This window comes from Corynebacterium canis (assembly GCF_030408595.1).
In the GTDB taxonomy this organism is placed as follows: Bacteria; Actinomycetota; Actinomycetes; order Mycobacteriales; family Mycobacteriaceae; genus Corynebacterium; species Corynebacterium canis.
Window position 1 is genome coordinate 439,319 of the sequence record NZ_CP047080.1, and the last position, 17,845, is coordinate 457,163.

Annotated in this window: 13 protein-coding genes; 11 read left to right on the forward strand and 2 right to left on the reverse strand. The window is 60.6% G+C overall.

The features are described from left to right. Positions 1-486: 486 nt before the first annotated feature. The 7 genes from eccCa to CCANI_RS02035 all read left to right on the forward strand — a co-directional run bounded on the left by eccCa (position 487) and on the right by CCANI_RS02035 (position 9,269). A complete protein-coding gene (gene eccCa / locus CCANI_RS02005; RefSeq protein WP_146325360.1) occupies positions 487-4,065 on the forward strand; it encodes a type VII secretion protein EccCa in 3,579 nt (1,192 codons plus the stop codon). Then, a complete protein-coding gene (locus CCANI_RS02010) occupies positions 4,065-5,000 on the forward strand; it encodes a type VII secretion-associated protein (RefSeq protein ID WP_146325353.1) in 936 nt (311 codons plus the stop codon). The genes eccCa and CCANI_RS02010 overlap by 1 nt, the downstream gene beginning before the upstream one ends. 64 nt (positions 5,001-5,064) lie before the next feature. Beyond that, the gene (locus CCANI_RS02015; RefSeq protein WP_146325354.1) at positions 5,065-5,382 is read left to right on the forward strand and encodes a WXG100 family type VII secretion target; all 318 of its coding nucleotides are present in this window, start codon (positions 5,065-5,067) and stop codon (positions 5,380-5,382) included. A gap of 22 nt (positions 5,383-5,404) precedes the next feature. Beyond that, the gene (locus CCANI_RS02020; protein ID WP_146325355.1) at positions 5,405-5,695 is read left to right on the forward strand and encodes a WXG100 family type VII secretion target; all 291 of its coding nucleotides are present in this window, start codon (positions 5,405-5,407) and stop codon (positions 5,693-5,695) included. Positions 5,696-6,070: 375 nt separating this feature from the next. Next, positions 6,071-6,514 carry a 50S ribosomal protein L13 gene (gene rplM / locus CCANI_RS02025; protein WP_146325356.1) on the forward strand — a complete coding sequence of 148 codons (444 nt, stop codon included), beginning with the start codon at positions 6,071-6,073 and terminating at the stop codon, positions 6,512-6,514. Then, entirely contained in the window at positions 6,511-7,050 is a 540-nt protein-coding gene (gene rpsI, locus CCANI_RS02030; protein WP_146325357.1) for a 30S ribosomal protein S9, read from the forward strand. The genes rplM and rpsI overlap by 4 nt, the downstream gene beginning before the upstream one ends. Positions 7,051-8,612: 1,562 nt before the next feature. Next, complete coding sequence (locus tag CCANI_RS02035; RefSeq protein ID WP_146325358.1) at positions 8,613-9,269, forward strand: hypothetical protein; 657 nt, start codon at positions 8,613-8,615, stop codon at positions 9,267-9,269. Between the two features lie 12 nt (positions 9,270-9,281). On the opposite strand, the gene CCANI_RS02040 is transcribed toward CCANI_RS02035, so the two are convergent. Next, the gene (locus CCANI_RS02040; protein WP_290211329.1) at positions 9,282-10,370 is read right to left on the reverse strand and encodes a DDE-type integrase/transposase/recombinase; all 1,089 of its coding nucleotides are present in this window, start codon (positions 10,368-10,370) and stop codon (positions 9,282-9,284) included. Next, positions 10,370-10,870, reverse strand: coding sequence for a transposase (locus CCANI_RS02045; protein WP_146325764.1), 501 nt, complete (start codon positions 10,868-10,870; stop codon positions 10,370-10,372). Before CCANI_RS02045 ends, CCANI_RS02040 begins: the two co-directional genes overlap by 1 nt. Positions 10,871-10,986: 116 nt before the next feature. Between CCANI_RS02045 and CCANI_RS02050 the strand changes: the two genes are divergently transcribed. The 4 genes from CCANI_RS02050 to CCANI_RS02065 all read left to right on the forward strand — a co-directional run bounded on the left by CCANI_RS02050 (position 10,987) and on the right by CCANI_RS02065 (position 17,161). Beyond that, positions 10,987-11,694 (forward strand): hypothetical protein, encoded by a 708-nt coding sequence (locus CCANI_RS02050; protein ID WP_146325719.1) that lies wholly within the window; start codon positions 10,987-10,989, stop codon positions 11,692-11,694. After that, positions 11,691-13,379, forward strand: a complete 1,689-nt coding sequence (pelF, locus tag CCANI_RS02055) for a GT4 family glycosyltransferase PelF (protein ID WP_146325720.1) — start codon at positions 11,691-11,693, stop codon at positions 13,377-13,379. The genes CCANI_RS02050 and pelF overlap by 4 nt, the downstream gene beginning before the upstream one ends. Continuing rightward, the gene (locus CCANI_RS02060) at positions 13,369-14,415 is read left to right on the forward strand and encodes a putative glycoside hydrolase (RefSeq protein WP_186750456.1); all 1,047 of its coding nucleotides are present in this window, start codon (positions 13,369-13,371) and stop codon (positions 14,413-14,415) included. Before pelF ends, CCANI_RS02060 begins: the two co-directional genes overlap by 11 nt. Positions 14,416-14,893: 478 nt before the next feature. After that, positions 14,894-17,161 carry an acyltransferase family protein gene (locus tag CCANI_RS02065; protein WP_246118318.1) on the forward strand — a complete coding sequence of 756 codons (2,268 nt, stop codon included), beginning with the start codon at positions 14,894-14,896 and terminating at the stop codon, positions 17,159-17,161. Positions 17,162-17,845 lie beyond the last annotated feature (684 nt).

A 17,845-nucleotide genomic window follows, 5' to 3' on the forward strand; every position in this document is an offset into this window, starting at 1 on the left:
CGTGACACACGCGCGCGTGAACTCCACCGGACGTCATCGAGTTCAAAGCTGCGGCAACGGCCATAGCTCACGTTCTACACTTTGGAGTGGCGGGAGCTAGGGGCTCGGGGGTGTTACCGGCGGAAACCCGGGGAGCTACCTGGGTTTTCCCTGTCCATGGCTAGGGGGAAAACACGTGGTGGGCAATGGGTTCAGTCAAAGCTCTGGAGCCTTACGCGGCTCCAGGCGACAACGTTTCGGTATCCGACCCGTCGTATGGCAAATTTAACTCCTCGTCGGGTGAGCCGTCAATATGAAGGTTTTTGAAAATAACCTCCTCTTCGTCTGTCCGCCACGACTCCTTAAGCTTCCGCTACACCCGCCCAGCACCCCTACTTAGGAAATGTTCTACACTGGTTTTTAATTAACACTAAGGGGAGGATCGTGGGGAACACCGCATTTTCGCAGCGTCCGGGCGTGCGTGAACGTATCGTGCCGCAGTTAAGAATGTCCGAGCGCGATCCCGCTCCGCCCCTTCCCGCTGGCACTCTCACCCCGGATCCCGTCCCGCCAGCTGTGCGGCCTCAGCCGCAGCCGCTGCTGCGCATGCTGATGCCGTTGGTCATGGTGTCGGCGGTGGTAGGCATGGTTGCGTTAATGGTGATCACCGGCCGAGCGCACACCGGCGCAGGTTTGAATCCCGGCATGATTATGTTCCCGGTGATGATGGGTATGGGCATGCTCGCCATGTTCTTGCCCCAATCCGCGGAAGACACCGATGAGCAGCGGCGAGTTTATATGCGCCACCTGGATGCACTCCGCGCGCAAGCAAACGAGAATGCCCACGCGCAGCGCGCCTACGAGCTGTATCGCGCCCCGGATCCTAGGCACCTCGTTTCGCTGGTTTCCACCCGCCGGCTGTGGGAGCGTGCCGCAGAGGACCCGGACGCCTTGCAGGTCCGCATCGGCCTCGGCCCGGCGGCGTTGTGCACTCCCGTCGAGGTCCCAGATTCGGGTGCCGCCGAGGATTTAGACCCTGTGTGTGCGGTGTCGCTTCGCCGCACGGTCCACGAGGTCGGTTCCGTTCCCATGGTTCCGGTTCTGATTCAGCTTGGGCCTTTCCGTTTCCTTGCGTTTTCCGGCCCGTCCGCCGCTGATGTTGCCCGCGCGCTGGTGGCGCAATTGGTGTTCCATCATGGCCCAGAGCTGGTTTCGGTGATGGCGTTGGGCGCGGGCTGGGAGTGGCTGAAGTGGCTCCCGCACACCCGTTCGCCGGAGGCGGCGTTGCACCGGGTGCTGGTGGTGGATTCGGCGACTGCGGACGGCGCGGAGGATTGCCTGGACGATCCTCGTTTTACCACCATCATCGACGTCGGTTCTCGCCCCCACAGCGAGCTCGGGGCCCGCGCACAGGCGGAGGGTTTGGCGTTTCATTGTGATGCTGACCTGCGTATTCATACAGTGGAGGGGGAGGAGGGCATAGGCGTGCCCGACTGCATGCGCGTCGCCGAGTCGCTGGTGTTGGCGCGCGCTCTCGCCGCTTGTCGACGTCCCGCCACCGCCGACCGCACCAACCTACCGCGCGATTTCCTCGGTCTGATTGGCCTGAGCCCCGCCGAGTTAGAACATTCTGACGGGTTGTGGGAGCATTGCGCCCGGTTTGGGCATTTGACCGTTCCCATTGGCGTGGCGGAGGATTCCGGGGCCGCCGTGCTATTGGATCTAAAGGAATCCGCCTTGGGCGGCGTGGGTCCGCATGGCTTGTGTATCGGCGCTACCGGCAGCGGGAAGTCTGAGTTATTGAAAACGCTGGTGTTGGCATTGGCGGCCACCCATGATCCGGACGAATTGAATTTCGTCCTGGTGGATTTTAAGGGTGGCGCCACTTTCCTCGGCGTCGAACGTTTGCCGCACACCAGCGCCGTGATCACCAATCTTGCGGAGGAGCAGGCCTTGGTGGATCGCATGCATGATGCCATCAGCGGGGAAATGAATCGCCGCCAGGAGGTGCTGCGGAAGGCCGGCAAGTTCGCCAATGTTACCGACTATAACGCGGCGCGCGCGGCTGGCCGCTCCGATCTTGCCCCGTTGCCGTCCCTGGTGATCGTGGTGGATGAGTTTTCGGAGCTGCTCGGCCAACACCCCGATTTCGCGGATTTGTTCGTTGCCGTGGGTCGGCTTGGGCGGTCCCTGCATATGCACCTCTTGTTGGCCAGCCAGCGCCTGGAGGAGGGCCGGCTGCGGGGTTTGGATTCGCATTTATCGTACCGCATCGGTTTGAAAACCTTTTCTGCCGCCGAGTCCCGCCAAGTGTTGGGTGTCGTGGATGCGTATCATCTGCCGGCTCGCCCGGGCGCGGGCTATATGCGTACCGATTCGGATTCGTTGGTGCGCTTTCAGGCCGCGTACGTTTCCGGTCGGTTGCCCGCGTTGCCTGTCGCGGGCGTCGATAAGAAACTTTCGGTGCGGCGTTTCCATCAGTGGATCGTGCCGGAAGTGGAGGACGCTCCCCGTAAGCCGCAGTATCACCCGACCGCCATGCTTCTCGACGCCGTGGTGGCCGCCGCCCAACGCTCAGCTCGCGGCAAGCACGCGCACCGGATTTGGTTGCCGCCCCTGCCCGCGGAGATCCCATTGGCCAGTATCGTCGCGCGCGTCGGGCATCTCGGCTGCGTCCTAGGGCTGATCGACCGCCCTTTTCAGCAACGCCAGGACCCCTTTATCCTGCAGTTTTCGGGATCCGGAGGGCACGCCGCGCTGTGCGGTAGCCCACGCACGGGAAAGACCACCGCCCTGCGTTCCTTGGTGCTGTCGCTGGCGCTCACGCATGGCACCGATCAGCTGCGTTTTTATATTTTGGATCTGGGTGGCGCCGAGGGCCTGGCCGCGCTGGCGAAGCTGCCGCACGTGGCGGGCGTCGCTGGGCGCAAGGACCCCGAACGCGTGCGGCGCGTGGTGGATGAGGTGCTCGGTTTGGTGAGCGTGCCGGAGCCGCGCCATACCTTTTTGGTGGTCGATGGCTGGCATGTGATCGCCAACGAGTTCGATGATCTGGTGGAGTCCGTTACCCGCATCGCCGCCGATGGATTGGCCGCGCGCGTGCACTTGGTGGTGAGCACTGCGCGGTGGACCAATATTCGGCCGGCTGTGCGAGACCTGCTGCAGCAACGCGTGGAGCTGCGGCTCGGCGAGCCGATGGATTCCTTGATTGATAGGAAGGCCCAGCTGAAGCTGCCGAATCTGCCGGGGCGCGGGCTGACCGCAGAGGGGGAGCCCATGCTGATCGCGCTCACCGGGAATCAGGACGTGCACCACGTGTGCCAGCAGCTTGCCGACCAGCCCCGGGTGCCCGCCTTGCGTATCCTGCCGCAGCACATCGCCTTGTCGGCGCTCCCGCCCACAAGCGCGCCGGGCATTCCCTTCGCGGTGGGCGGGCCGCGGTTGGAAACCTGGGCGTGGAACTTGGATACCAGCCCGCACGCTGTGTGTTTGGGTTCGCAAGGCGCCGGGAAATCCACCTTCCTTTCTGCGTTGATGGCGGGGATGCGTGACCCTGAGCGCTACCGGATTGTGCTTTTGGATCTGCGGCGCACGCACCTGGGGGAGGTGGGGCCGGATATGCTGGCGGCTTATTGCCCCACCACCGAGAGCGCGGCTCGGGCGGTCTCCCAACTGGGGGTGACCATGCGGGAGCGCTTGCCGGGTCCGGATGTGACACCTGCCGAGTTGAAGCGGCGTTCCTGGTGGCGCGGGCCCGAGATCGTCCTGGTTGTGGACGATTACGATGTGCTGCCCGCGGGGTTGCTGCAACCCTTGCTGGAATTCGTGCCGCACGCACGGGATATTGGCCTGCATGTGGTGGTGGCCCGGAAATCGGGCGGCGCGGGTCGCGCGCTGTATGATCCGCTGCTGGGGGCGGTGAAGGACCAATCGCCGGCGGTCATGCTTCTGGACGCGGATCGGGAGGAAGGACCCCTGTTTGGAGTGCGTCCGGTCACACAACCGCCGGGGCGGGGAACCTGGATCGTGCGCGGGAACGTCATAGGTGTAGGGCAGGTGGCGCAACGGCAGGAGGATGCGGCGTAGTGAACATCGTGGTGTTGGATACGGCGACGGTCTTCGAGGCGGATGAAACTGCGTACAGGTACGACCTCACAGCCAGCGCCGTCGCGGAAGACGGCGGGGAAGCCGCCAAGGAGATCGTGGAACAGGCCCGTGACCTGCTGCAGGAGCGATGGCCCCACGAGGAGGTGGTTATCGACGCCCCTGCAAACGTCGTCGCGGTGCTCACCGCGGCGTTTGCCGGGGTTGGGGTATTGGTGAAGGAGGATGTGGAAAAGCCACCGATGCAACCAAGCGCACCGAAACGCCTTAATATTCCCCGTCCACGTAATCCCCGCAGACCAGCGTGGTTTATGCCCGCGATCGGGGCAGTGGTGTGCTGTGTAGGTGTGGCCTGCTGGTGGGGTACGCGGCCGGAACCGCAATTGGGCGGTAGCGTGGATTCAGCCACAGCGAGGCCCTCGTCGGAGACCGTGCAGCCCAGTGCGCAACCAGTTGCGGAGTTGCCGGGGGTGGAATTCGCTCACGGTGCGTTGCGGGTGCGGCTGCCCGAAGGGTTCCGCTTGGAGCAGCGGGAGGATGGGGCGTTGACCGCTACCGGTCCGGATTCGGAGCTGCGGATCCTATTGGCGGCGGATCCCGTGTATGGCGTGAATTCGGACGCAGTGTATCGGGAGGTGGAGCTGATGGTCCAGCGCGACCCGACCCTGGAGGTGCGCGAGGGGCAGGGGTTTCGGGATCACGCGGTGCGCACGATTGACTATCGGGAAACGCCTGGGGACGGCTCGACGGTGAGCTGGGTTACGTGGGTGGAGTCGGATCACCAGTTTTCCATGGGTTGCCATACGCGGGCGGAGCCGACGATTCCGCAGCTCGCGGCGTGTCGGATGGCCGCAGGCACCCTGCGGATCCACCTCGATGGGGGTGGCCCGGGGTCGGAGGGAACCCCGGGAGGTTGATTGCGCGTCTAAGTAGGCGAAACAGGTTGAAGGCAAGGAAGCTTGAGGAGGGTCGGACTTAACAATGAACGATACGTTTCGCACAGAAGCAGATGTCATGGTGGCCACCGCCGGCCGCGTGGACGATGTGAATTTTCAGGTGCAAAGCGAGCTTGGGCGGCTGCGTGGCGTGGTGGACTCTTTACAGGGAAGCTGGCAGGGCGAGGCGCAGATTAATTTTGATGCCCTGATGGAACGGTGGAACACTTCGGCGCGCAACCTGCAGGAAGCGTTGACAAGCATCTCGGACAATATTCGGCAGAACGCTGGGTCCTTTGAAGGCACGGAAACGGATAATGCGATGTCTTTAAAGTCGATCGGCGGCGAGGGCCTTCCCCTATAACTAGAAGGAATGAGTTGGCGGTATGTATAACACGATTAAGTATTCGTTTGGGGAGATTCAAAATGCGGCGGCGGATATCCAAAACACCTCGCGCAGCATTGATGGCCTGCTGGGTGATCTGAAACGCCAGCTTGAGCCGATGGTAGCCACCTGGGAGGGCGAATCCGCATTTGCGTATCAGGCGGCGCAGGCCAAGTGGGACAATGCTGCGGCGGATCTGAACAATATCTTGGCCACCATCGCCACCACCGTGTTGGAGGGCAATGACCGCATGGGCGAAGTGAATAGGAAAGCGGCGGCGAGCTGGGGATAAGGTCTTTCAATGAGGCCCGAGGTCACGCGCCCTGGGTCCCACAGGTAACCAACAGCCTAGGGCGCGGCCGGAGGAAATGAAGGCGCTCCGCCGCTTGCGCCCCCGCATGCGAGATGTTCGATGGAGGTATGTCAATGCCCCCAATTGGCCATACCATGGTTGTATCGATTTCCCCGCATGTGGGGCCACAGGTGGCGGAGCGTTTTTGGTTTTGTGTTTGAATCCCCGCTGGACTAGAGTTGGTTGTCTGTGTGTAGGGCCTCCATATTTGTGGGGGCAGCCAAGTTATTGCGGGTCTCCACCGGCCGCCGTAATACATACTTTCTACAGCACGTGATGGCTGGCAGTTCCAAGACAGACTTTAAAGGAGTCCTGTTGTCTACTTACCACCCGAAGAGCGGTGACATTACCCGCAAGTGGTACGTCATCGACGCTACCGACGTGGTGCTTGGTCGCCTGGCAAGCCAGGTCGCTGACCTGCTCCGCGGTAAAGGCAAGCCCCAATTCGCCCCCAACGTTGACTGCGGCGACTACGTGATCATCGTCAACGCTGACAAGGTGCACATTTCCTCCAACAAGCGGGAACGTGAGTTCCGTTACCGCCACTCCGGCTACCCGGGTGGTTTGAAGACCCTCTCCTTGGGCCGCTCCATGGAATTGCACCCAGAGCGTGTGGTTTTCGAGGCCGTGAAAGGCATGATGCCGCACAACAAGCTGACCCGCGCGTCCGTGAAGAAGCTCCGCGTCTTCGCTGGTTCCGAACATCCGTACGCGTCTCAGAAGCCCGAAACCTACGAAATCAAGCAGGTGGCCCAGTGACCGATCTGAACAACACCGAAAACCTCGCAGCCGACGCGGCCGACATCGCCGCAGCTCAGGCAGCTACCGAGGAGTTCACCAACACCATTGGTGATGCCATCGCTACCGAGGCAGTCGAGGAAACCCCCGTCGCTGCGCCGGCCGAGCTGGACCACCCGATCCAAACCGTTGGTCGCCGCAAGCGCGCCATCGTGCGCGTGCGCATGGTCGCCGGTTCCGGCCAGTTCATCTGCAACGGCCGTTCCCTGGAAGACTACTTCCCGAACAAGCTGCACCAGCAGCTGATCAAGGCCCCGCTGGTGCTTATCGACCGCGAAGGCCAGTTTGATATCCATGCGAACCTGCGCGGCGGCGGCCCCACCGGCCAAGCTGGCGCATTCCGCCTGGCTATCGCCCGTGCGTTGAACGCCTACAACCCGGCTGATCGTCCGGCCCTGAAGAAGGCCGGATTCCTCACCCGTGACGCGCGCGCCGTGGAACGCAAGAAGGCTGGTCTGCACAAGGCACGTCGTGCCCCGCAGTACTCCAAGCGTTAAGATCTCACGCAAAAGTCAAAGCCGCCATACACAGGTTATCCCGTGTGTGGCGGCTTTCGCCTTTTCTCGGGTTGCCGCGGGCTAACAAAAACTTAAGAAAGCAATGGGCTTGTTATACGATCTAGGGTCCAAAGCGAGCACAGGGGCGGAAGGGCCCTTGCCGGTGGGGCTTGCACAGCGGTGTGCACTCATGCTAAGGGGCGAGCCGGCATCCGGGTGCGGGGCGGGCAAATGGCTTGCCGCCATAGCAGCCCCGCTAAGGCGTTGAGATCCGATACCCTGTACCGAAATACCTTGGGTGGCGTTATTGCGGCTCTACTGATTGTTTGCAACCTTTTGTCCGTGGCGGAGTTGAACGGTGTCTACCGATATTTTTTACATCAAAATCCCGAAATCTGTGTAAAACATATCGCTGCGGCGGCCCTGGACGGCCCCGGATGATGAAAATTACACAGAACCGGGTTTCGTGTGTAAAAAACTTCATGCGTAGTGCGCTACGTATTTGTTTTGCGCTTGCCGAGGGGGCAGTCATGCTCCGACGGGCTAGGTGCCGGTGCCAGATGTGGGGGCGTGCGGGGATTGTTGGGTTGGTTCGAGGCGTTTGCGGATGGTTGGGGTGCGTTCCGATAAGCATTGTGCATCACTATTTAGTGCCCGATGAGAATATCCCCGCTGTGGCCTTCAATTCGCTCGCCCTATATGGAGTATGGGCCAATAACGTCACAGTGACGAAAAGGATTGAAGGTCAATCGAGGGCAACCTTTTTTCGGTGCCGGAGTTGAACGCTGTCTACCGATATTTTTTACATCAAAATCCCGAAATCCGTGTAAAACATATCGCTGCGGCAGTCCCAGACGGCCCCGGATGATGAAAATTACACAGAATCCGGGTTTCGTGTGTAAAAAACTTCATGCGTAGTGCACGACCGATCCGCGAAGGGGCTAGGCCGCTGCGGCGCGGGAGAATGGGTGGGCCGAAACAAGGGGGCATTCCGGAATTGGTACTCCTTTGGCAATATGCAATACCCCCGAAGCCCCTCACCGCGATTCGAAACCCCTCAGCGCCAACCGAAATCACATTTGTTTCCGCAAGGGCGAATTCACCCGAATGGGGAGGCCTTGAATCAAAATGCAACAGCACCGATGCGGTAATGGCTGCAACTAATGCACTAACACTAATGGGGGTAAGAAGGTGTCGGGTAAAGCATCGGCTTTTGGTGCATTGAGCCTGGCGGCGACGGGGGCGGTCGGGGCGCTTTGACGTGCGATTATTGCGGCACAAGGGGTCCAGTAAGGGTATACCAAAGCGAAGGTAGTTTGTGTGCTGCTGAATTTTAATACTAATTTAATTTTTCGGGCGTTTAAGGATCCCTCGCAACGTGGAAGTTTATAGCCACCTACCTGCGAAGTTTTGGTGATCTATCTGCAAGTTCTGAAGCGGTGTTTAGCTGTTTCTTGGGTGTCGCGAAGTATATTGCGCTCAAAGTGCTCCGGTAAGGTACTCGATAGGGATGGTGCTACCGTCCAGTTGAGCCTGCACATAGTTGGAGAAAGGAACGGGCCTTGGCTCTTCAAGTCAACCACTTCAGGCAGGTCCCAGTTGTAGTTCTATTGTCGGTAACTTTCGTTGCCTTTGTGGGGACTGCATGCGCATGGGCCTGGCTGACGCGAGTGGACCCAAACCCCGCGCTACCCACCGCGTTGGGGATTATTTTTTGCCTTTTGGCGTTGGCTTCCGTGGTGATCCTCGGGCGCGTGTGGCAAGCATTAGTTCAGCTTTCGCCTACCGCGCTGCTCATGACGGTGTTCCCGTTCATCGTTGCTGAGATCCGCGGTGTGATCGCCATAGTGTTGATGGTTTCCGTGACGGTGCCGTGGATTTCCCACGCGGTGACGTTGCCGTTTTACCGCCCGCTGCAGGATGTGAGCCGCGCGGATGAGGGGGAGTTTAATTATCAGCTTATGCGCCTGTTCCCAGCGATCATGGGCTACGCGGTTGTTCCTCTGGTGGGTTTCGGGGCGGTTATGGGGACGATTAATACGTGGGGTTTGTTTGAGGTGTCCATGTACCTTTTGGGCCTGCTGACCAACCTGGTGTTTGCGTTGTCGTTGATTCCGGCTCAGGAGTTGCGTAAGGCTAATTTTATTTTTGCTGGCTGGGTGTGTTACGCGTTTTTTCTGCTGCTCCGCCGCGTGCCATTGAGTTGTGAACTTCTTTGATTGTTCTTGGTTTTATTGTACTTGGTTTTGTGGGGTTGGTGGTGGTGTTCCGATTTTGATGCCGACGGTGGCTGGTGGTGGTTGGAACATGGATCGTGGTGGGCGTCGTTGGGGGTAGGTGTTGTAGTAGATTTCTTCCTTTGCTTTGCGGTGTTTGAGTAGTGGTTTCCATTCGCCGGTGTAGACCTGTTGTGGGGTGAATCCGGCGAGGCCGCTGTGTGGGTCGTGGTTGTTGTAGGCGTCGATGATGGAGGCCATGGTGTTGGCGGCGGCCTTGATATTGGGGTAGCTGGTTAAGGCGTAGCGGTGGTGTTTGAGTGTGCGGTGGGAGGATTCTTCGAAAGGGTTGTCGTTGGATACTCCGGGGCGGATGAGTGAGAGTTCTACGCCGTTGGCGTCGAGCATTTGGCGCATTTGGGTGGAGGTCATGACAGCACCGTTGTCGGTGTGCAGGACTCGGACCTTGGCGTGGTTGAGCTGCTCGGCGGCGATGACTTGGGCGATGAGGTCGGTGGCGATGTGTTTGTCTTGGCGCAGTTGTACGGTGTGGCCGACGATTTTACGGGAGTGCAAGTCCAGCACGGTGTAGAGGTGAAATCCCTTGGTCATAAAGGATCCGGGGAGCCAGGTGATATCCCAGCACAGGACTTCGCCGGGCCGTGTCGCGGTCACTATTCGTGGTGGTTGCGGCGCCCGTGGCGCGCCGTGGCGCAGCGGTGCTGGCACCGTTTTGATTTCATTGTTCACGCGGTAAAACGTCCGCAATGAGCCGAGCAAGGGCTCCTCGGAATCGACATGGCTGAAAAAGATTTTATAGACCGATAATCCCTGCTCACGACCGTCGCGAAGCAATGCGGCGATACGTTGACGCTCCGGGGCGCTAATCGTTTTCGGCGGCGCGGCCTTTGGGTGTTGTGGTGGTTTCTTCGGCCGCGGATGCCGCCGGTAATACAGGGTTGTTTTCGCAAGCCCAAGCAGCTTCAATGCCGCGTTTTGGGTATAGCCAGCCGCCGCAAGCAACTCTAAAATATGGTCTTCAAGCTTAACGAACTCATCGAAATCGGCTTGCTGCTCTGGGGAAAGTTTCCGGCCACCACGCATCAACGATCGGTATATTTTTGCATGGCGGCGATAGCTTTTCCCATCGCCTCCACCGCCTTGGCATGCGCAGTGGTGGCAGCATCCTTATCCGCAACCACCTTTTCCAATTCAGCGATCCGCGCCTCCAATTTGGCGTGACGTGTTTCCCACTTCGCGCGCGCAGTCTCCCACTTCGCGCGCTCGGTCTCCAGCTTCGCACGCTCCGCCCCCAGCTCGGCGTTAAGCGCCTCCAACTCCTGATTGCGCTGTGTCAGCCGAGAAAACTCCACGATATTTTCATCACTCATAGGAATATTTTCTCGCGGTGTTAACCCGATGTCGAGCGTGCCCGCCGCAAGCTGCCGCCGCCACAAATACAACTGCCGCGGCGTCACCCCGGCCGCCCGGAGGAACTCTCCCTTCAGACCATGCTTGGTCTCCGCATGGGCCAACACGATCTCCCGGCGCTGCTCCGCAGTAAACGTCCGGTCCGGATCTACCGGAGGGATCTGTACAGACATCTTGAACCTTCCTTCCTCATCCCCATGACCATCACGGGGAAGCTTCCGAAAGTTCACATCTTCAATGGCAAGGTACGCTCTTCCCGCATTTTTGGTTTTTTGCCCCGGTTGCTGGCGTGGTGCCGCAATTGGCGTTGATTGGCGGCGGCTTACAGGGGCTTTTCGACGCCACGTCTCCCCGCCGTGACACCGTAGTGTGGGACCTTGGCTTGGGCTTGCTGTTTGGCAGTATTCTGTGGGCCGATAAATTCTTCCTGATCGCGTTGTATTCGAATCAGATCGACGTTGTCACCGTGTATGTGGGTTTGATCCCGGTGGTGATCGGCTTGGCCGTGTTTTTCAGCTCCCAGTACCCGTTGATCAGGCAGAATGTGGATTCGTTGATGTTGGGGATCCACCGAACGCCGCTGTCCGGGCTGCGGAAGTCCATCGATCTGACGCGCAATAATGTGGCGCGGTGTTTCGCGTTGACGCTGAGCGTGGCAGCGGTGTCTTCGCTGGGGGTGTTGCTGGTTACCGCCATGGTTGGCATGAAGCACGATGTGTTGAGCCTGCTGCTCTTTTTGGTGCCGATCCCGCTGCTGGCGTTCCACCTTGCGGTGTTCCAGTTGACGCAGTTTTATATGCACCGCGAGGCCGCCATCTATTCGGGTGCGTTTTGCCTGGCGGTCACGTTGGTGTTTGTGTTCGCGGGCGCGATCCCGGGCCTGGTGTTTGCCATGTTGGCGGCCGTGGTGTCGGCGGTGGTTGCGGTACGCAGCGCCTCGGATCGAATGAAGGATGCCCCGTTTGAGATGTTCTGGCAGAAAGCGGTGAAGTGGTGAGAAAAACCAAATATCGGTTCCCCGGCGACGATACGCCGCTGGAATTGGTCGATGTTGCCATCGTGATGGAGTCGACCTACCCGTTCCTTACGGGCGGCGTTTCCGCCGTGGTCCACGATATTATTTCCCATAATCCGGACCTGAAGTTCGGCATTATCCATATCGCATGGGATTCCAAGGCCCCCACCAAGGACCTGTACGGCGTGCCGGAGAATGTGGCGTGGGTGGATGTGCTTTACCTTTCCTTGGAGGAGCACCGGGCGGGGTTCCAAGCCGCGGTTAATGATACTGCGGGGGAGCCCAATACGGCCGCGCTGATACAGGCGTTGCGCGCCGGCATGCAGGGTAATCCGGAATTATTACGCCGCTTGTATGTGAATGCGGTGAATCCGCAGACTCGCTCGTGGCGCCTGTGGTCGGTGCTGCCGCGGCGCGACCTGATGGCGGCCGTCCTTGACGCCGCGGGCCAGGCCGACGATATCCGCCTTGATGAATTGTTTTGGATGATCCGGGATTTCTTCTCCCTGATGTACGCCCTGCTTGATCGCGTGCACCCGCCGGCCCGTGTGTACCACGCCCATACCACCGGCTATGCGAGCTTGGTGTCCGCCGCCGCCAGCCTGCAAAACAACGGCAGGTTCCTGCTTACCGAGCACAACCTGTACGTTCAGGACACGGTGAATACGCTGTTGGATCGCAGCATGAACCTGCCCATAACGCTCGATTCGCCCCGGGAGCTGTGTAGCACCACGTTCGAATGGTTTTGGACCAATTGGTGGATCCGCCTCGGCGCCTTGTTGTACCCGATGACGGATCACATCACCTACCTGTATCCGCGCGCCATCGAGGAGGCCAAGGACTTAGGCGGCGACCCCGAAAAATCGGAGATCCTGCCCAATGGCATCGTGTGGGATGATTTCGCCTACACCCGCTTCCGGCGCCAGGAGGTGATAGATAACCTGCCCGAAAAGAAGGTGTGGCGGCTGGTCAGCATCGCCCGCGTGGTGCCCATTAAGGGCATCCTTGAGCTCATCGATACGGTGGACGAATTGTGCAAACGCGGCGTGGACAATGTGGTGGTGGATGTCCTCGGCCCTACGAACCACCTGCCGGAGTATTACGAAAAGTGTCTCGAACATATTGAAAACCTGGGGCTGCAGGACAAGGTGGTGCTGCGGGGTTCCATGCGCGTCCGCGACGTCCTGCACGATTATGATGCCCTGATCCTGGCCAGCTTTAATGAGGGCCAGCCGGTGGTGGTGCTGGAGGCCATGGTCGGCGGCCTGCCGGTGATAGGCACCCGCGTTGGCGGCATGGAGCAAATGGTGCTGGACCCGCTCCTAGACCAGGAGCAACGCGTGGTGGGCCCGTGCGGCGACCTTGCGGAGCCGGGCGATGTGACGGGCCTTGCGGATATTGTGCAGCGCATCGCCTTTGATAAGGATTTGTACCTGCGCTGGCACCGCAACGCACTGTCCCGCCCGCACACCATTTTCCTGATGGAGCAGGTGATGGTGCGCTACAACGCCATTTATCGACGCCTCGGGGCTGGCACCAACGTGTCCCGCACCGCTGACCTGGGCCGCGGCGAACAGGACATTGTGATCGGGGGTTGGGAACGCCTGCCCAAGCAAGGGAAACTCCGGATGGTCGGAGGGGGTGTGCGCCGTTTCTTTGCACGCTAATCCAAAGCCCCGCCCCCGCCTTGGGTGGATCCGTTACGCCGGCCCGCTCACCGAAGAGGAAATAGCACAGGCGGCCGGAAGGTTCCGCGTGGTGATCCTGCAACCCTGGGAAAACCAGCACGCGCACCGCTTCCGTGAGGCGGACCCAGATATAACAGTATTGGCGTACAAGTGTTTGTCTTCCGTGCGGGTGTACGAGACGGGGCCGGTGTTTTCCTCCGGCATCGCCCCGGCGCAGGCCGCGCAGCTTGATTCGAACGTAGCGGTGCCCGAATGGGAGGGCTACCCCGGCCATATCCAACAAAAAGTGTGGGACCCCAAGTATCGCCGCGCCTGGGTGGACACCGTCACCGCGGAACTCGTCGCCTCCGATTTCGACGGCGTCATGGCGGACAATGACGTGTTCGATGATTATTACGGTCACGGCCTGGACATGGAGCGGGTGCGCGCTGGGCTGGACGCATTGGTTGCGGAAGCCGGGGCGTCGATAAGCAAACACGGTTTGCTGCTGGTGCCGAATATCGCCGAATCACGCGTGGAGCCGGGGCGCTGGGCGCGACACGCACGCTACGGCGGCGGCTACGAGGAATGCTGGCTCGGCTGGGGCACGGCGGGTGACGGCTGGCTGAGTGTGGCGGATTGCCTTGCGCAGGTGGCGGAGATGGACCAGGAAGGGCTGATCATCGCGCGCGTACCCGGCACCGGCGCGCCCGCAGACCCCTACCTCGAGTTTGCGCTGGCGGCGGCGTGGGTGTTTCTGCCGGAGCGGGATATCGCGGTTACGGCCACCGCGCACGATGGCTACCACGATATGCCCCTGCGCCCCGACATTGACCTCGGCAAGCCGCTTAGCGACGTCGCGTCCTTCCCCGCCGCCGGGCTATTCTCACGGCGGCTGCAGCACGGGCTCGCGGTGGTGAATCTGGGGGAGCGGGAGGCGACGTTTGGCTATCAGGGTGAGCTTGTGACACTCCCAGCACACAGCGGGCGGATTTTCCATACGCCGCCAGCTTCCGGTGAGGAATCGCTTGTGTAAATCGCATAAAAAACGCAGCACACGGGGGCTCGTGCGATGGCGAAACGTGCGGCGGAAATGCGTTGTGCGATGGGGGTGGCGCGTGGGTATTTTCGCAGGTTGAGGGTAGATAATAAGCTATATGATTGGTGGGGAGCAATGGGTTACGTTGGGTTTCAAAAGAGCGCCTGTAGGTGGGCATGAAACGGGCGTGTAGTTGTGTCAACCACACTTTAGAATTCCTTCAGGATTGCAGTGTAAAGTTCCACGGGCATATGTGCTCGCTGTGGAACACGATTCAGCACAGGGGGTTCACAGGTAGCGTCTCGCCCGCCGCGGCGAGCCTGAATAAAGAAAGGGCAGAGGTAGGACACGAGTGGCCAAGAAACGGTCTCCTAGGCAAAAAACGCGAGTTCAACCCAAGCCGCGGGTTCGCAAGAATAACCTCGTAGAGGCTCGGGCGCGTCGACTATCACGAATCCGCCATCAGACGGCGGCGTTGCACAAAACAGAGCACTATGAGGACCTGGTAGAAGAATCCGATATCCCTGAGCTGGAGCTTGCGGAGGTTCCCGCCGCGCCGGCGCCCTCCGAGGCGCCCACGGTGAGCTTCCCCGCGCCGGAAGCGCCCACGGAAAGCTTCCCCGCCGCCGCCTCGGACAAACCTGACGGCACCACGCGCAAGGCGCGCGCCGCGGCGGTGGAGGCCTCCACGGAACCCGCCCCGGGGAAATCCACATCCGCGGCGGCGCTGGATACGCCATCGGGCGCGCCCACGCGGCAATTCGCGGCCGCCAGCGCTGAAGTCGGTTTGAGTGCGGGTGGGACGGCGGTGGCCACGTTGGAGCCGCCCTCGGTTGCCCCGACGGTGGACGCCCCGCCTCCGGCACGCAAGCCGCAAGGCAAGAAACCCCGCATCCGAATTCGTCGCGTCACGGGCATTGACGGCCTGCGCGGGCTCGCCGTCCTCGTGGTGGTGATCTACCACTTCTTTGGCGATGCGATGCCGGGCGGGTTCCTGGGCGTGGACATGTTCTTTGTGCTGTCCGGGTTCCTGATTACCTCGCTGCTTGTGCGGGAGCGGGCCGTCACCGGCAGGATTGACCTGAAAGATTTTTGGCGACGCCGCGTCAGGCGCATCCTCCCAGCCGCCGTCACCGTCCTGGTCATGGTGACGGCGCTGGCCGGCATGGTTGGGGGCGATCCCGCCGTCGGCTTGGTCGCCCAGTTCTTTGGCACGCTGGCCTTTGTAAACAACTGGGTGCAGGTCGCGGAATCCGCGAGCTACTTTGCGGACTCCGGGGTGCAGATCTTTGCGCACTATTGGTCGCTGGCGGTCGAGGAGCAATTCTATGTGATCTGGCCGCTGCTCTTTGTGGCGCTGACCGCGAACCGGTTCGTGCGAAAACACATCCGGTGGTTTATCGCGGCGATGATCCTGGGAAGTTTCTGCTGGATGTTGTACCTGTACGATCCCGCTCAGGACCCCACCCGCGTCTACTACGGCACGGACACGCACTCCTTTGGCCTGCTGCTTGGCGTGATGCTCGCGCTGACCGCCACCACCACGGTGGGCAACCCCGATGGGGATAGCTGGCCGCGGGAACGCGTGCCGCTGCGCCGCACCGCCAGCTGGGTGGGCGTGATCGCCCTGATCGGCCTGATCGCCATGGTCATGCTGGTGCACGATACGCACCCATTCACCTATCGCGGCGGGCTGCTGCTGGCCTCCGTGCTTACCGCCATCGTGCTGACCACCGTGGTGCACGAGGCCGGGCCGGTGAACAAGATCATGAACCTGCGCTTTATGCGCTGGTTAGGCGAGCGCTCCTTCAGCCTGTACCTGTGGCACTGGCCCGTGATTATCCTGCTGGAGCAGCTGATCCATAACCTGGCGCTCACCGTGCCCGCGTGGCTTATCGGGCTGATCTCATTTGGTATCAGCATGCCGATCTGCCACTGGTCGTATCAGTGGATTGAAACCCCGATCCGGCGGCGCGGCTACAAAGCCATCCTGTGGGACAGCTGGAAAGCCCAGCCGATCATGCTGCGCGGCCTCACCGGTGCCGTCAGCGCGGCGATCCTGGTGGTGGCGGGCCTGGCGGTGGCCAGCTCCCCGAACGAAACCGAGCTGGAACGCGACCTGGTTACGCTCGCAGAGCAGCAGGAGGCGGCGTCGAAAGCCGCTTCCTCGTTGGTGCCTGCGGCGGAAGCGGCGGACGTGACCAAGCCAATCACCGGCCCGCAACTAATTCCTACCGGCGACCGCATTACCGCCGTCGGCGACTCCGTGATGCTGGCCAGCCTGCCCGCGCTGGAAGAACAATTCCCCGGCATCCACGTTGACGCGGCGGTATCCCGAACCATTCGCGCCGCCCCGGAAATAGTCACCGAACTGAAAAACGCCGGGGCCCTCGACCCGTTCCTTGTGCTCGGCTTTGGTACTAATGCGCACCTTAGCCAAGACCACCTGAAACAAGTCATGGAAATCGCCGGTCCAGAGCGCGTGGTGGTGCTGGTCATGCCGTACGGCGATCGCTCCTGGATCCCGAACTCGCACGAGGAAGTGAAAATCGGCGAGGAAACCTACCCGAACCTCTACGTTGCCGACTGGTGCCAGCGTGCCCGCGCCGATCACGCCCTGCTGCGCAGCGACCTGATCCACCCCTCCGATGAAGGCACCTACGCCTACGTGGACGCAATCAAATACGCGCTAGACCAGTGGGCGAACCACCGGAAGATCCCCATCGGGGAGTGCGGCGTGTAACTTCGGGGCTGGCCGTTTCAAGCGGCTGGCCCTTTTGTGCGTCTAGGTTCTAGGTTGGTGGGGAGAGCGGGGACCTTATTGCTGCGGCGGAGGCGTTAAGGACCAACCGTGGGGGATCTGCCACAAGCGATCTGCGGGACTGGTATCCAGGCAGTCCTCGGAACATGCCTTGATAAAATCTTCCCCGACCGTGCATTCGTCGCGGTGGATGACTGTCCTTGGGGGATTGTCGGCGTGAAATCTTCGGAAGCTGCAGCCCTTAAAATAGAAAAATAGTGGCGAATAATATGCGTTGAACTCTGCAAACACCCTGACGGCGGTACGTCAGCATAACTCAGCCACACATAATGGAACTTTTGGTGGCAGATTACATTATCGCCGGGCGAGGCAGATCGTACATGGGCGTTAGGTGCGGACCCCGCCGCTGCAGGACTTAAACCCGGCTATCCGCGCTAAGGCGGCGTCGGCAGCCGCCTCTCAGTAATACGGAAACTCTCGCGGGGGTGTTGAATTGAACACTAAAACCAATCGAAGCCGAGTTGTGACCTGCGATTTTTCCTAAAAATATATGCAGTAGCTTCCCGCTTGATTGGTGTGTGGGTGTGGTCGCGCTGGTGCGACTCTTGGAAAACCCTTAAACTCTCAATGTAAAAACTTATGGCTAGCCCTGGTTTGTAGCTTTTC

Coding starts and splice junctions, on each gene's coding strand:
- CCANI_RS02020 (WP_146325355.1), top strand. CDS start 5,405: ATGTATAACACGATTAAGTATTCGTTTGGGGAGATTCAAAATGCGGCG.
- eccCa (WP_146325360.1), top strand. CDS start 487: ATGTCCGAGCGCGATCCCGCTCCGCCCCTTCCCGCTGGCACTCTCACC.
- CCANI_RS02040 (WP_290211329.1), bottom strand. CDS start 10,370: ATGCGTGGTGGCCGGAAACTTTCCCCAGAGCAGCAAGCCGATTTCGAT.
- CCANI_RS02045 (WP_146325764.1), bottom strand. CDS start 10,870: ATGTCTGTACAGATCCCTCCGGTAGATCCGGACCGGACGTTTACTGCG.
- CCANI_RS02015 (WP_146325354.1), top strand. CDS start 5,065: ATGAACGATACGTTTCGCACAGAAGCAGATGTCATGGTGGCCACCGCC.